The organism is Acinetobacter sp. WC-323 (assembly GCF_000314615.1).
Taxonomy (GTDB): Bacteria; Pseudomonadota; Gammaproteobacteria; order Pseudomonadales; family Moraxellaceae; genus Acinetobacter; species Acinetobacter courvalinii.
Window position 1 is genome coordinate 90,653 of the sequence record NZ_AMZS01000068.1, and the last position, 15,267, is coordinate 105,919.

General features: G+C 42.1%; 15 protein-coding genes and 2 riboswitches. Of the genes, 9 read left to right on the forward strand and 6 right to left on the reverse strand.

The annotated features are described in order from the left end of the window. Positions 1-32 precede the first annotated feature (32 nt). The 4 genes from ACINWC323_RS01825 to ACINWC323_RS01810 all read left to right on the forward strand — a co-directional run bounded on the left by ACINWC323_RS01825 (position 33) and on the right by ACINWC323_RS01810 (position 4,810). Positions 33-1,040, forward strand: coding sequence for an SDR family NAD(P)-dependent oxidoreductase (locus ACINWC323_RS01825; protein ID WP_009515416.1), 1,008 nt, complete (start codon positions 33-35; stop codon positions 1,038-1,040). Positions 1,041-1,154: 114 nt separating this feature from the next. Next, positions 1,155-2,549, forward strand: a complete 1,395-nt coding sequence (gene fumC, locus ACINWC323_RS01820) for a class II fumarate hydratase (RefSeq protein ID WP_005230200.1) — start codon at positions 1,155-1,157, stop codon at positions 2,547-2,549. A gap of 118 nt (positions 2,550-2,667) precedes the next feature. Then, positions 2,668-3,159, forward strand: coding sequence for a hypothetical protein (locus ACINWC323_RS01815; protein WP_162137930.1), 492 nt, complete (start codon positions 2,668-2,670; stop codon positions 3,157-3,159). A gap of 137 nt (positions 3,160-3,296) precedes the next feature. Then, positions 3,297-3,386, forward strand: a riboswitch (glycine riboswitch). 1 nt (position 3,387) lies between these two features. Continuing rightward, positions 3,388-3,529: riboswitch (glycine riboswitch) on the forward strand. A gap of 36 nt (positions 3,530-3,565) precedes the next feature. Beyond that, a complete protein-coding gene (locus ACINWC323_RS01810) occupies positions 3,566-4,810 on the forward strand; it encodes a D-amino acid dehydrogenase (protein ID WP_009515563.1) in 1,245 nt (414 codons plus the stop codon). Positions 4,811-4,862: 52 nt separating this feature from the next. Here ACINWC323_RS01810 and ACINWC323_RS01805 read toward each other — a convergent pair whose 3' ends face one another. Continuing rightward, on the reverse strand, positions 4,863-5,510 hold the full coding sequence (locus tag ACINWC323_RS01805; RefSeq protein ID WP_009515521.1) for an A1S_1983 family putative colistin resistance protein: 648 nt from the start codon (positions 5,508-5,510) through the stop codon (positions 4,863-4,865). A gap of 98 nt (positions 5,511-5,608) precedes the next feature. Here ACINWC323_RS01805 and ispF point away from each other — a divergent pair, with 98 nt between their 5' ends. After that, positions 5,609-6,100 carry a 2-C-methyl-D-erythritol 2,4-cyclodiphosphate synthase gene (gene ispF, locus ACINWC323_RS01800; RefSeq protein WP_005230208.1) on the forward strand — a complete coding sequence of 164 codons (492 nt, stop codon included), beginning with the start codon at positions 5,609-5,611 and terminating at the stop codon, positions 6,098-6,100. Here ispF and ACINWC323_RS01795 read toward each other — a convergent pair. The 5 genes from ACINWC323_RS01795 to glnL all read right to left on the reverse strand — a co-directional run bounded on the left by ACINWC323_RS01795 (position 6,088) and on the right by glnL (position 11,427). Then, a complete protein-coding gene (locus ACINWC323_RS01795; protein ID WP_005230209.1) occupies positions 6,088-6,612 on the reverse strand; it encodes a protein tyrosine phosphatase family protein in 525 nt (174 codons plus the stop codon). The genes ispF and ACINWC323_RS01795 overlap by 13 nt on opposite strands. Before the next feature lie 145 nt (positions 6,613-6,757). Continuing rightward, entirely contained in the window at positions 6,758-7,678 is a 921-nt protein-coding gene (argF, locus tag ACINWC323_RS01790; protein ID WP_009515392.1) for an ornithine carbamoyltransferase, read from the reverse strand. A 361-nt stretch (positions 7,679-8,039) separates the two neighbouring features. After that, a complete protein-coding gene (locus tag ACINWC323_RS01785; RefSeq protein WP_009515584.1) occupies positions 8,040-8,699 on the reverse strand; it encodes a TetR/AcrR family transcriptional regulator in 660 nt (219 codons plus the stop codon). A gap of 138 nt (positions 8,700-8,837) precedes the next feature. Then, positions 8,838-10,331: a nitrogen regulation protein NR(I) gene (gene glnG, locus ACINWC323_RS01780; protein ID WP_005230213.1), complete on the reverse strand. Its 1,494-nt coding sequence runs from the start codon at positions 10,329-10,331 to the stop codon at positions 8,838-8,840. Continuing rightward, positions 10,318-11,427: a nitrogen regulation protein NR(II) gene (gene glnL / locus ACINWC323_RS01775; protein WP_009515571.1), complete on the reverse strand. Its 1,110-nt coding sequence runs from the start codon at positions 11,425-11,427 to the stop codon at positions 10,318-10,320. The genes glnG and glnL overlap by 14 nt, the downstream gene beginning before the upstream one ends. A gap of 328 nt (positions 11,428-11,755) precedes the next feature. On the opposite strand from glnL, the gene rimO reads away from it, so the two are divergent. From rimO to uppS, 4 genes are all read left to right on the forward strand, one after another. Next, entirely contained in the window at positions 11,756-13,099 is a 1,344-nt protein-coding gene (rimO, locus tag ACINWC323_RS01770) for a 30S ribosomal protein S12 methylthiotransferase RimO (protein ID WP_005230215.1), read from the forward strand. 52 nt (positions 13,100-13,151) lie between these two features. Next, positions 13,152-13,880, forward strand: coding sequence for a UMP kinase (gene pyrH / locus ACINWC323_RS01765; RefSeq protein ID WP_004772000.1), 729 nt, complete (start codon positions 13,152-13,154; stop codon positions 13,878-13,880). A gap of 77 nt (positions 13,881-13,957) precedes the next feature. Beyond that, the gene (gene frr, locus ACINWC323_RS01760) at positions 13,958-14,512 is read left to right on the forward strand and encodes a ribosome recycling factor (protein ID WP_004653307.1); all 555 of its coding nucleotides are present in this window, start codon (positions 13,958-13,960) and stop codon (positions 14,510-14,512) included. Between the two features lie 4 nt (positions 14,513-14,516). After that, the gene (uppS, locus tag ACINWC323_RS01755) at positions 14,517-15,266 is read left to right on the forward strand and encodes a polyprenyl diphosphate synthase (protein WP_009515450.1); all 750 of its coding nucleotides are present in this window, start codon (positions 14,517-14,519) and stop codon (positions 15,264-15,266) included. Position 15,267 lies beyond the last annotated feature (1 nt).

The following is a 15,267-nucleotide window of genomic DNA, read 5'->3' on the forward strand; positions in this document are numbered from 1 at the left end:
GATGGACAGATTAAAAAGAAGGTAAGTATACAATGATTTTGGTGACAGGTGGTTTAGGCTTTATCGGTTCACATATTGCCTTGAGTTTATTGGCTCATGGGCAAGAGATTGTCATTGTTGATAACCTGGCTAACTCAACTTTACAAACTCTGGAACGTCTGGAGTATATTTCAGGCATGTATATTCCTTTTGCGAAACTGGATGTACGGAATACGCCTGCATTAAATAAAGTATTTGAACAATATTCAATTGATACCGTCATTCATACGGCAAGTTTTAAGTCTTTGGAAGAATCTACTTTAAAACCACTCGAATATTATAATGATAATGTCAGTAGTATCATGAGCTTATTACGTGCGATGCAACGGATGGGGGTGAGACAGTTAGTCAATCTTTCCAGTCTAGCCGTCTATGGTCAGTCTGATCCAGCACTTTCAGAAGAAACAGCATTTAATTATAACTCTGCCAATCCTTATATCCGCTCACAGCAAATGGTCGAAGATATTATTGCGGATACCTATAAGGTCGATCCTGAATGGAAGATCGTCAATCTACGTTTATCTAATATCGTGGGTGCATTCGAGCACGGCGTTCTAGGGGAGTATGTCACCCAGTTACCTAAAAATATTGTACCTTTGGCGCTACAGGTGGCTGCTTTGCAACGTGATTGTATCGAATTGCAAAATCAGGCTCAAACGCAGGATGGCACCGTTGAACGTAGCTTCTTACATGTTCTGGATGCGTGTGATGCGATTTTAATGACCTTGAATTGGCTAAAAGCTCAGTCTGGATGCCTGGAATCATTCAATATTGCGTATACACAACTGACCTCAATTCAACGTTTGCTAGACGAAATTTCCACGGTCACTCAGGCTGAGGTCCGTGTACAGCCTGCAATCTATCAACATGATGAATTAGCTCAGCTGGGTGCCAATATTGAAAAGGCGCAGCGTATTTTAAACTGGACACCGAAACGGTCTTTGGCACAAATGATTGAAGATGAATGGCGTTTTTATCTGAATACTCTGAAAGGTAATTAAGATAATGATTCTTATTTACATATTTGGCTGGTTTGATTAGGATAAGCTGACCAGCCAAAGCATTACTTTGCTTCAGCCCGTGAAAATTTTAACCAGATAGAGCAGAGGTTGTTTATGCAAATGCGAATTGAACACGACACCATGGGTGAAATCGAGGTCCCGAACGAAGCCTTGTGGGGTGCGCAGACGCAAAGAAGTTTACAGAACTTTAAGATTGGTCAGGAGCGTTTGCCACGTCCGATGATTCGTGCGATGGGCTTAGTCAAAAAAGCGGCCGCGATCACCAATGCTGAATTAAAACAACTTCCTGAAGATTTAAGTCAATATATTGTTGGTGCTGCGGAAGAAGTGATTGCTGGGCAGTGGGATTCACAATTTCCACTGGTGGTCTGGCAAACCGGTTCGGGTACGCAAAGCAATATGAACTGCAATGAAGTGATTGCCAATATTGCCAACCAGAAATTAGGACAGGTATTGGGTGCACAAAAACCCGTTCATCCAAATGATCATGTCAATCGTGCGCAATCAACTAATGACTCTTTTCCGACTGCGATTCATGTTGCTGCCAGTCTGCAAATCAATGAACTCCTGATTCCTGCGGTTGAAAAGTTGAAACAGACCTTACAGCGCAAATCAGAAGAATTTGATGACATTGTCAAAATTGGTCGTACGCATTTACAAGATGCAACGCCTTTAACTTTGGGACAAGAGTTTAGCGGCTATGTATCGCAACTGGAACATGGTTTAAAACGCTTGCAACAGGCATTGGCTGGACTATACGAGTTACCTTTAGGTGGTACCGCAGTCGGAACCGGTTTAAATGCTCATCCTGATTATGCGGTGAAAGCGGCTGAGCAATTGGCCATCTTGACGGGTCTGCCGTTTGTGACCGCGCCAAACAAGTTTGAAGCTTTGGCTGGTCGTGATGCAGCGGTATTTGCATCGGGTGCGTTGAAGACATTAGCTGCAAGTTTAAATAAGATTGCCAATGATATTCGCTGGTTAGCGAGTGGGCCACGTTGTGGTTTTGGTGAAATCCGTATACCTGAGAACGAACCGGGCTCGAGTATCATGCCGGGTAAAGTCAATCCCACCCAGAGTGAGGCCATGACCATGGTAGTCGCTCAAGTTCTAGGCAATGATACCACTATTAACGTTGCGGGTGCATCCGGGAACTTTGAGCTGAATGTGTTTATGCCAGTGATTGCTTATAACTTATTGCAATCGATTCAGTTGCTGGGAGATGCATGTAATAGCTTTAATGATCATTGTGCAGTGGGGATTGAACCGAATCGCGACAAGATTGATCACTTCTTACATAACTCTTTGATGCTGGTGACTGCGCTAAATCCTGTGATCGGTTATGAGAACTCTGCCAAAGTGGCGAAAACCGCTTATAAGGAAAATAAAACCTTGAAACAGGTCGCTGTGGAGCTGGGTTTGGTCACTGCAGAACAATTTGATGAAGTGGTGAAGCCTGAAAATATGGTTTCTCCAAATAGTAAATAAAAATCTTTAATCAGTAAGATAAAAAATCCTTCTGCTCGTGGAAGGATTTTTTATGAGTAGTTTTTATAAAGTGAACTGCGTACAATACAGTTTTGATTTATCTGACTGTTGCTTCATTATGCTCAATATTTATTTAACGGATACTAAAACCAACATCCAGTTTTCTGATTTACCCAATGAAAATCCTGTTAAGTTTCTGTTGAATTTAAAGAAAATTTTTCCAAGTACCGCTGATTTACTATTACCGGTATTGCCAGAAGACAATAATCTAGAAAATGTAACCTGGGAAGCAACCTCAAAAGATTTTGAAGTGTTTAAAAAGTTACTGGAAGGTTGGGGTGTGATTGAGCTTCGTCTAAGTGCAATTACCACCTATAAAGATAAGAACTTTGCCAATGAGCTGGTGAAAAAAGCACAAGTTAAGCGGAAGCAGATTGCCCAGACACAACCTCAATTGTCCTTGATTGCAATGGATTATGTGCTAATGCATGAGATTCATGCCTTGATTGATGCTGAACTGGTCATGATTGGTGAAAAATTCTATTTGCCAACATTGCGCGAACTTTGGAAAGGTCAATTCTCCGAGCAAATTTTGCAATGTAAATTCTAAGATTTAAAAGCAGACTTCGGGTCTGCTTTTTTATGCTCGATGAATAAATGCAGACGTATAAATCTTGATCTACAAACATTTACAAGATTTTAGTGTGCGTATTTTGGAGCGGCATATATATTGCTTATAGGAATATAAATATTATTGCGGGAGAGAAGTTCTTCAATGAACTCGCCGAAGGAGCAACGACCCCGGAAACTCTCAGGCAGAAGGACTGTAATAATAGACATAAAATCTGGAGAGCAGTGCTCAATTTGTAGGAACACAGGACTAATTTCTTCTACGATAAACACTCACCGAAGGGGAAGGCTTCATGATTAATTGGTAATCATCTGCCGAAACTCTCAGGTACCATGACAGATGGGGCTAAGCATTATGAAATGTTATGCATTTCAGGGAGTTTGCTATGCCACATGTTGTTGTAATTGGTGCGGGGATTACGGGTGTAACGTCTGCTTATGAATTAATTAAACTGGGTTATGAAGTGACGGTGATCGATCGTCATCTTTTTCCGGCCATGGAAACTTCATTTGCCAATGGTGGACAATTGTCTGCCTGTAATGCAGAAGTCTGGAACCAGAAAGCCACAGTGCTAAAAGGCATTAAATGGATGAGCAAAAAAGATGCACCGTTATTACTCAACCCATCCTTTAGCGCCCATAAATATCGCTGGTTGATTGAGTTTTTAACCCATATCAAAAATTATAAAGCCAATACCATTGAAACCGTGCGTTTGGCATTGTTAGCCCGACAACGATTATTTGAAGTGGCTGAAAAAGAAAGTCTGTCTTTTGATCTGGAAAAACGTGGCATTTTACATATGTATCACACCAGAGAAGACTATGAGATTGCCAAGAAGGTCAATGATGTGCTGGTTGAGGGCAAACTGGAGCGCAATGCGATTACTCCAGAGGAAATGAAGGCGATTGAACCGACTTTAACAGGTGACTATTTCGGTGGTTATTATACCGCGGGGGATGCAACAGGAGATATTCATAAATATTCCGTGGGGCTGGCAGAACGGACGCAACAATATGGGGCAAAGTATTGTTTTGGCCTGGATGTGGTTGATATTCAATTCAATCAAGATAAGGCAATTGTTCACTGCAAGAACAGTTCAGAAAATGTAAATCCAACTGCGGATGGGATTACCGAAATTATTGCAGATGTGGTACTGGTCTGTGGTGGAGTTGGCAGTTATCAATTGGCAGATATGTTAGGCGATAGTGTCAACGTCTATCCGGTAAAGGGTTACTCGATTACAGTGCAGCTTAAAGATGAGCGCAGTGTCAATAATGCACCTTGGGTCAGCTTGCTGGATGAAAGTGCAAAAATTGTCACCTCGCGCTTAGGTGCAGATCGCTTACGGGTTGCCGGAACAGCTGAGTTTAACGGTTATAATCGCGATATTCGGGCGGATCGTATTCAACCGCTGATTAACTGGGTCAACCAGAATTTTGATATTTCGACTGAACATGTGGTGCCATGGGCAGGATTACGTCCAATGATGCCGAATATGTTGCCTGTGGTTAAACAAGGCAAACAACCACGTGTATTTTATAATACCGGACATGGGCATTTAGGCTGGACCTTATCGGCTGCAACGGCAGTGCTGATCAGTCAGGAAATTGCGCAAAAATTTCCAAGCTAAAACTAAAAAAGCCGGTGTGATCACATCGGCTTTTTTCTAAACGGTTGATAGCTTAGTCGTAAGGACGGTAAATCCCGGTAAAACGTTCACAGCCTTTTTGCGCAGATTTGATCACCAGTAATACTTTTTGAAAATCAAACTGATATTGGCACTTTTTTTCATTATCGGTGATCTGGTTGCGTTGTTCTGTTGTGCTATAAGCAAGTAATGATAAGGTTTGAGTTTCTGGTCGGTTATTCGGATTGCGGTAAGCGATCCCTTCAATTTTTAACTTGTCTTTATCCAGTTGATGAATTTGCAGATGAACAGGTTGAGCTGCGATTTTGCCATGTTCATATTTTAAATAATGTTGGGTCAGGGTCTGGTTCATCGAGGTATAAAAATTCAGGTCATCCAGACGCACCTCAAATTGCTGTTCATAGCAGGCTTTGCTTTTGCATTGCTGAATCTGGTTGAGCCACTGGGTCTGTGTATCATGTAACAATTGCAAAGGCGCATCCGTCACCAGATACGCCGTTAAGAATTTGCTATTCAGCTTTTGGCGCTGTTCTTTGTATTGCTTGGTGCATATTTTTTGTGCTTGCAAAGCAGCGCTATTGCAGTCAATAGATTCCGCATAGGCAAATGTTGAGCAAAAACAACTCAATGTGATGATATAACCAGATTTCTTTAATTGATTTCTTACAGTGTTAAACAGCATAATCACTTATACTTTCAGTCTAATTTGCTCAACGTACTATAGCGAAATAGAAAGCCTGAATACAAGATTAGTTCGATATATTGTAAAAGGAAAATCATATGGTTGCTCAAATCCGTATTGGACAAGGGATTGATGTACATGCATTTGAAGACGGTGACTTTGTTACTTTGGCGGGGGTTAAAATTCCGCATACGCATGGTTTAAAAGCGCATTCAGATGGAGATGTGGTATTGCATGCGCTCAGTGATGCCTTACTGGGTGCTTTAGCACTCGGGGATATCGGACAGCATTTTCCAGATACAGATCCAGAATATAAAGGCGCAGACAGTCGTCTGTTGCTGAAACATGTATACCAGCTGATTTTGGATCGTGGTTATCATCTCAATAATGCAGATATTACAGTGGCTTGTGAACGTCCAAAGTTAGCGAAACATAATCTGGAAATGCGTCAAAGTATTGCAGATGTATTAAAAGTGGATGTGACTCAAATCAGTATTAAAGCCACAACCACAGAGAAACTTGGGTTTACCGGCCGTCAGGAAGGCATCCTGGCAACGGCAACCGTATTGGTTTCACATCAGGCAAAATGATTACTATTGATGAGTGACTGTTCTAATTCTTGTGTTGCTTTACGGCCTTGCAGTTGTAAAGTCAGACTATGAATGAGTCCAGTCCAGGTCTCGTTCGGCTCCCAGATCTGGTGAAGTAGTTCTTGCGCGCTAGGCAGATCCACATTCATATAAAACTGGCGATATAAATACATCAAGCTACTGACCCGCTTGTTTTTCGCACAATGTAGCCAGACGATCTCGTTTTGAACTAGATGATCAATCAAGTCCAGAATCAGTAAGCATTGTTCAGAGCAGGGCATATCCCAGTCAATCGGGATGTGAATATAGTTCAGGCCTAAATCCAGACAGATTTGATCTTGTTTGGCCAAGTAATTTTCTGATTTACTGGTTGCAAGGTTAATGACTGTACTGCAACCATATTCCTTGATCTGTTGCAGTTGTTCAGCTGATGGTTGAGCTGAGCTAAACAGATGCTCATGCACCAAAGAGAAACTTGGTATTTGAGATAATGCTTGTTCGAGTGAAGTCATGACGTCCGCTGTGTATTGAGTGAGGTTCTCATATGATGAGAAACTTATTCTAAAAGGCTTAGCCTACTATAATTGTTTTTATTTCACTGTTCAATTTGGAATACATAAATAAAAACAGCATCATTTGATGCTGTTTTTGGATGACTTAATCTTTTTTGAGATTCTCATTGAGTAAGAATTCCATCAATGCTTTTTGTGCATGTAAGCGGTTTTCAGCTTCATCCCAAACCACAGCATTTTTGTGATCCAGCATGTTTTCTGAAATTTCTTCACCACGATGCGCTGGTAAGCAATGCATAAACAGGCAGTCAGGATGTGCCAGGTCCATCAGTTTTTCATTGACCTGAAAATCTGCGAATGCTTTCTCACGCAGCTTTTGTTCTTCTTCCTGTCCCATGCTTGCCCAGACATCAGTCACGATCAGGTCGGCATTGACAGCGGCATCTTCGGCTTTATTGAAGACTTCAACGCAGTCTGCAAATTCAGCTAAAAATTCAGGTTTTGGTTCATAGCCTTCAGGAGAGGCGATTTTCAGCTTAAAGCCCATCATGTGTGCTGCTTCAATATATGAATTACACATATTGTTGCCGTCACCAATCCAGGCAACGGTTTTGCCTTCGATGCGACCACGATGTTCCTGGAAGGTTTGCAAGTCTGCGAGTAACTGGCAAGGATGATGGTCATCAGTCAGGCCATTGATGACAGGAACTTTTGAATATGATGCAAAACGTTCGACGATGTCATGGCCGAAAGTACGGATCATCACAATGTCCAGCATGCTTGAGATGACACGAGCCGAGTCTTCAATTGGCTCACCACGTCCTAATTGTGTATCACGTGGAGAAAGAAAGATCGCACTACCACCAAACTGGCAAATGCCTGCTTCAAAAGAAATACGGGTACGGGTACTCGATTTCTCAAAAATCATTCCTAAAACTTTACCTGCAAACGGCTGATACAGCGTATGACTATGCTGCATGCGTTTCAGTTCTTGAGCACGGTCTAAAATGCGTTGCAGTTCTAGAGTGGATAGGTCACGTAAAGTTAGGAAATGCCGAAGCGCCATAGCTACTCCCACAATAATTATTGAGAGAAATCAATAATTAATTGTTGTTTGACGAGTGGTGGATAAAAAAGAATTGACTACTATACTATAGCTTCAGAAAAATGCAAAAGAATAAAGGGCCTGTAGCCATTTTATCAATGGTTGCGACAGAGGATGTTTTTTAGACGATACAAGACATGTTTTGCGAAATTTAGTGATCTAAATGAGAGAAACATAACGCAGTAGCGGCAAAAAATATCCCTGTCCCAAAGGGTTGTGGCTAAAAACTCCTCATACTTCGTTATGAAACTTGGCAAGGGAATAGCCATTGCCTGCATTTCATGCCTTGTCTGATGAATTTTTAGCCTACAACGCAACTCGTTTATAAAGTGGCAACAGGCCCTAGGTTTTGATGAGCCTTTAAAAACAGGTCTACAGAATAATCAATATAATCAATAATTTCGATATCATCTTCTGGTACATCCAAGCCCATTAAATTGCGCCATTCAACATCTCTGAGCGTGCCAAAATACATCATGGCGGAGAATTTGGGTTGGGCACAGAAAATTTCATTGTTGGCGTGAGCATGCTCTAAGGCATAGGCAATGGTGTTCTGGATATTTAAGGCGCATTGATCATAGAAATAATGAGCAAGCTGGATATCTTTTTGTGTTTGTTCGGTAAACATGCGCATAAAGGCAATGTTTTCAGGCTGAATAATATGTTGATAAAACCGGTATAGGGTCTGGGTCAGATAAGTCCTGAGATCGGTTTTTTCCGGGGTGTAAGGTAAGCACACGCCCTTAAAGAAAACTTCCCGACGATAATCACAAATGGCAGTGAAAAGCCCTTCTTTATTACCAAAATATTTATAAATCGAGGTTTTGGAACCTCCGGCATGATTGACAATATCATCCAGAGACACTGCCTCATAACCTTTCTCAAGAAATAAATCGGTTGCGCACAATAACAGGGCAAGACGACGTTCTTCTCCACGACGAGTTTGAGGTTTGGCACAGCCTGGATAGCAAATATCAGTCATTATCTACTTTGAGGTAATCGGGTTGTGCTTAGTATAACAAAAACCATATCACTTGTATGGCTATGAAATTTCGGAGTGTTTCAAAAGATCTCAAAATGATTAAAAAAGCGAGTCATTTTAGACTCGCTTTTTAGGGGGTTAAGCCGTGCGACTTTCTTCTTCTTCATCGTCATCCGCAGAATCCATACCCAGCTCTTTGAGTTTTCGGGTCAGGGTGTTACGTCCCCAGCCCAATAGCTCTGCTGCATGGCGTTTACGACCGCGGGTCTGCTGGAGTGCTGCATTAATTAGCGTGCGTTCAAACATGGGGGTGGCAATATCAAGAATTTTCATTTCGCCATTTTTAAGTTTCTGGATGGCCCATTGACCTAATAATTCATCCCAATGATGGACTGCAATGCGTTCAACGAGTGCAGGGCTCGAGCTTGGTGCAGCTTGAGCATCACTGGTCTTGTGGACTGAGGCTTGCTTAAGTTCTGCTGGCAGGTCTTCAGGGTAAACTTCACGACCCGTAATCATGACAGTTAACCAGCGACAGGTATTCTCTAGTTGACGCACATTTCCAGGCCAAGGCAGTTGCTGCATATAGTCAGTGGTTTCAGTACGCAAGATTTTTGGACTGACACCAAGCTCTTTGCCTGCGCGTGCCAAGAAATGCTGTGCCAGCATCGGAATGTCTTCGCTACGATGCGACAGTTTTGGAATGTGAATGCGAATCACATTCAGGCGGTGGTAAAGGTCTTCGCGGAAACGGCCTTCATTGACCAGTTTCTCAAGATCTTGATGGGTTGCCGCAACGATACGGACATCTACCTTAACCGGAATATGTCCGCCGACACGATAGAATTCACCATCTGCCAAAACACGAAGTAAACGTGTCTGGGTTTCAAATGGCATATCACCGATTTCGTCCAGAAATAAGGTACCGCCATTGGCTTGTTCAAAACGACCTTGATGTTGGGTGTTAGCACCTGTAAAGGCACCTTTTTCATGGCCAAATAATTCGGTTTCGATCAGGTCTTTGGGGATTGCCGCCATGTTCAGCGCAATAAAGGGTTTGGCCCGTCGCGGTGAATGCTTATGTAAGGCATGCGCCACCAATTCTTTACCAGTACCGGATTCACCATTAATCAGGACAGTAATATGTGATTGCGACAAACGACCGATGGCACGGAACACTTCCTGCATGGCAGGCGATTCACCGATGATTTCGGTCGACTGCAATGGTGAGGCGGCTTTGGTGGCTTCTTGTTGCTGTAATTTATTGATGTGCAAAATGGCACGATTAACCAGCGCTAAGGCTTCATCAATATCAAAAGGCTTAGGTAAGTATTCAAATGCACCAGTTTGGTAACTTGAGACAGCAGACTCTAGATCTGAGTGTGCAGTCATGATAATGACAGGTAAGTCGGGATGGGTATTTTTAACCTTCGATAAGAAGGTTAGACCATCAATCCCTGGCATACGAATGTCGGTCAAAATCACATCCGGTGCATCGTCATGCAAGCGTTCAAGTGCAGTTTGGGCTTCTTCAAAGTTGGTGACATCGAAACCTTCCTCTTTAAAGGTTTTCTCCAGTACCCAACGCATGGCACGATCGTCATCTATTACCCAAATTTTATTTCGTGACATGGTTTAACTCCCAAGGTAGATATAAGCTGAAAAATGTTTTTCCAGGGACTGATTGACATTCAATCATTCCGTTGTGTTGATGCATAATATTTTGAGCAATACTGAGTCCGAGTCCTGTCCCTTTGGCACGTCCTGTGACTAATGGATAGAAAACCGATTCCAGAATACTTTCGGGTACGCCAGGGCCATTGTCTTCAATATCAATACGTACGGTTGAGCGATTAAGAACGCCATTAATGGTCACAAGGCGCTGGATGCGGGTTCTCAGTAGCAGTTCTGGTTCTGAGTCGGTAAAAAAGTCTTTATTTTCGGTCATGGCCTGTACGGCATTGACGCTAATATTCAGCATGACCTGAATCAGCTGATCTCGATCAGCCATCACATCGGGTAAAGACAGATCATAATCACGGGTAATCTTGATTTTCTTTTTGGTCTGGTTGGCAATCAGCGAGCGAACCCGTTCCAGTGGCTCATGTACATTGACATGTTCATAGCTCGGTAATTGACGTGAACCGAGCATGGTATCCGCCAGATTGGTCAAACGATCGACTTCACTAATAATAATGTCAGTAAATTCTCCGTAGCGGTCATCATTTAAGCTGCGTGCCAGTAACTGGGTTGCACCGCGGATGCCCGCTAACGGGTTTTTGATTTCGTGCGCCACGCCACGGACCAGTTGACGTGCTACTTGATGTTGTTGTACCAGATTCTCTTCTTTGGAAATCTTTAACATACGGTCAATCGGATTCAGTTCAATCAATAAAAGCGGGTGATAGCTTTTGCCCGCATTCAGTTGAGAAGCGGTATAATCCACATGAATCGCTTTAAAGTTAACATTGATGACAGCCTCACGTCGGGTGTAGTGTTGGCCGCTTTCTAAAGTGTTTAATAGCGCTTCATGTGTGTTGAAGGTATCGTCGTGTGCATGTAATAAGTTAAGAACAGGCTGGCCTGATGCGCGCAGCAGACTGATATCAAATAATGCTTCACAAGCAGAATTTAAATAAAAAATATTCAGCTGACTATCGACCAGTAAAATGGCAGTGCTCAAATTATCTACTAAGAGCCGATAGTCGATAATGTTCTGTTGATCCATTTGTGAATCATCCTGTTTTAAAATGGCGCAATAAATATAAATTTTAATGAATAGCCATTAACTTCTAAAATGTACTTTATGCAAAATACAAGCCAACTTTGTATTAATGAAATTTCAACAACTTAATTCTTAAAAAAGGGATTTATGCAGTATTTTTCACATACATGCAGGGATTTCAATAAATTATTATGTTCCAAAATAGTGCGCTTGTGGATTTTATTTAAAATTTTGGTCGTATTTTGGTGCATTACACAAAGAGATGGCTTTGCAGCTATGCGTAAGCCAAGAAAAGTCATACAATACGCCGATTCAAGTGGAGCGCAGATTCATGAAGACCCCCAAAGTCGGTTTTGTATCTTTAGGTTGTCCTAAGGCATTGGTAGATTCTGAACGAATTTTAACTCAGTTAAAGACTGAAGGTTATCAAGTTGCATCAGATTATGATGGTGCGGATCTGGTTGTTGTAAATACCTGTGGTTTTATTGAATCTGCAGTACAAGAGTCTTTAGACGCGATTGGTGAAGCCATGAGCGAAAATGGCCGAGTTATCGTTACAGGCTGTTTAGGTAAAGACGAAGACAAAATTCGCCAGATGCACCCAAATGTCCTTAAAGTGACAGGTGCAGCAGCCTATCAAGATGTAATGGAAGCAGTACATGAATATGTACCGGCACCGCCAAAACACAACCCATTTATTGATTTAGTCCCTGAGCAAGGTGTTCGTTTAACACCGAAGCATTATGCTTATTTGAAAATCTCGGAAGGCTGTAATCACCGTTGTACATTCTGCATTATCCCAAGTATGCGTGGCGATCTTGTGTCTCGTCCGGTCGGAAAAGTGCTGGATGAAGCCGCTGCACTGAAGCGTGCAGGTGTAAAAGAAATTCTGGTGATTTCTCAGGATACCTCAGCTTATGGTGTAGACACCAAATATAAGCTGGATTTCTGGAATGGTCAGCCTGTTAAAACCAAATTCTATGACATGTGTGAAGCCCTAGGTCAGTTAGGCATCTGGGTGCGTTTACATTACGTTTATCCATATCCACACGTGGATGCTGCCATTGATTTGATGGCGCAGGGCAAAATCCTGCCATATTTAGATATTCCTTTTCAGCATGCCAGTCCGCGCATCTTAAAATTGATGAAGCGACCAGCTCATAGTGAAAATACCTTGGAGCGCCTTAAATTGTGGCGTGAAAAATGCCCTGAATTGGTGATTCGTTCAACATTCGTGGTGGGTTTCCCTGGTGAAACTGAAGAAGATTTCCAAATTTTGCTGGAATGGTTAAAAGAAGCGCAGTTAGATCGTGTCGGCTGCTTTACCTATTCACCAGTTGAAGGTGCAACTGCGAACGATCTTCCTGATCATGTGCCAGAAGAGATCAAACAAGAGCGTTATGAACGCTTCATGGAAGTGCAGCAAGCCATTTCAGCAGCAAAACTACAAAAGCGTATTGGTCAGAAAATGACTGTGCTGGTTGATAGTCTGGAAGATGAATTCCCAGTTGCTGTTGCACGTTCTTATGCAGATGCACCAGAAATTGATGGCAACGTTTTTGTTGAAGATATCGATAAGAGTGTGATTAAAGCAGGTGATTTGCTGGAAGTCGAAATTACCGATGCAGATGAATACGATTTATTTGCAAAGTTAATCCAGATTAAATCTGCTTGATGTTGAATTAAATTTAAGAAAATTTTGAGATTGGTCGGTTTGGAGTAAAAGTATGTCAGCTTCTAAAAATCCACGTTATGCACGAATCTTGCTCAAGCTTTCTGGTGAAGCTTTAGCAGGTAATAAAGATATGGGTATTGATGCCCAAGTATTAGATCAAATGTCACTTTCAATTGCGCACTTAGTCGGTTTGGGCGTGCAGGTCGGTATCGTTGTCGGCGGTGGTAACTTATACCGTGGTAGTCAGCTTCAAAAAGACGGTCTGGTTGGACGTGTAACTGGTGACCAGATGGGTATGTTGGCGACTGTGATGAACGGTTTGGCAATGCGTGATGCATTGGTACGCCGCAATATCAAAACTCGTTTAATGTCGGCGCTATCAATTGGTACAGTGGTTGAGCCATATTCAAGCCGTGATGCGATCCGTCATTTAAGTCAGGGTGAAGTATGTGTGTTTGTTGCGGGTACAGGCAACCCGTTCTTTACCACAGATACTGCAGCATGTTTACGTGGTATCGAGATTGAAGCGAACCTGATCTTGAAAGCGACTAAAGTTGATGGCGTTTATAACAAAGATCCAAGCAAATACGATGATGCAGTTAAATATGACAATTTAACTTTCGATCAAGTGCTTGATGAAAAACTTGGTGTAATGGATCTTACGGCAATTTGTTTGTGCCGTGACCACAATGTGCCATTACAAGTTTTTGATATGAACAAATCTGGCGCATTACTTTCTGTCGTCATGGGCGAAAAAGAGGGTACTCACGTAACGAATTAATGTACGTGAGCCAGAAAGCTCTTTATACTATTGTTTAAATATTTTGTAATACCTAATGAATAAGTAAGGAAGATCATATGATTAACGATCTCAAACAAGATAGCGAACAGCGCATGCAGAAGTCGCTTGACTCTTTAGAGTTAGGCTTTGCCAAAGTTCGTACAGGTCGTGCGCACCCATCTATTTTAAATGGTGTGATGGTTTCTTACTACGGCTCTGATGTTCCATTGAATCAAGTGGCAAATATCGGACTTGAAGATTCACGTACACTGTTGGTTCAACCATTTGAACGTTCAATGGTTGCTGCGATAGATAAAGCGATTCGTGAAGCAGGTTTGGGCTTGAATCCTATTACTGCTGATGCAATCCGTGTACCAATGGCTGCGTTAACAGAAGAAACTCGCCGTGATATGCAGAAAGTTGCGCGTGCCGAAGCTGAAAATGCCAAAGTTGCGATTCGTAATATTCGTCGCGATGTATTAGGTGATCTCAAGGCATTATTGAAAGAAAAAGAAATTTCTGAAGATGATGATCGCCGTGCATCGGATGATATCCAGAAAATCACTGATAAATATGTTGCAGAGGTTGATAAACGTCTTGCAGCAAAAGAAGCAGAATTGATGAAGGTCTGATTTTATGACCTCGCAAGAAGAACAACTTCTTCCTCAACATGTTGCCATCATCATGGATGGCAACAATCGTTTTGCCAAAAAAAATCAAATGCAAAAAGGCGATGGGCATCGTGAAGGCAAGAATGTCTTGGATCCGATTGTCGAGCATTGCAAGAAAGTTGGCATTCGCGCTTTAACCGTTTTTGCATTTTCAAGTGAAAACTGGAACCGTCCTCAATACGAAGTAGATTTGTTAATGAAATTGTTGGAAGAAACAATTCATGAGCAACTGCCGCGTATGGAAAAGTTCAATATTGCACTGCGCTTTATTGGTGACCGTTCTCGGTTGTCCAGCCAACTACGTGAGCTGATGCAATATGCCGAGCAAAAAACAGCAGCCTATGGTTCCATGACCCTGACCATTGCGATTAGTTATGGTGGAATGTGGGATATGGCGCAAGCTGCGAAAATGATTGCTCAGGATGCGCTTGCAGGAAAGCTTCAAGCAGATCAGATAAATGTTGATTTATTTGATAAATATGTCAGTCTAAATGATCTTCCAGCGGTTGATTTATTGATCCGTACCGGTGGGGATTATCGTTTGTCTAACTTCTTACTCTGGCAAGCTGCCTATGCAGAACTGTATTTTACCGATACTTTATGGCCAGAATTTAGCATAGAAGAGCTAGATCATGCCTTTCGTGTTTTTTCAGGACGTGAACGACGCTTTGGCAAGACATCAGAACAGATTCAACAAGCGAAAATAGAGAATTAAT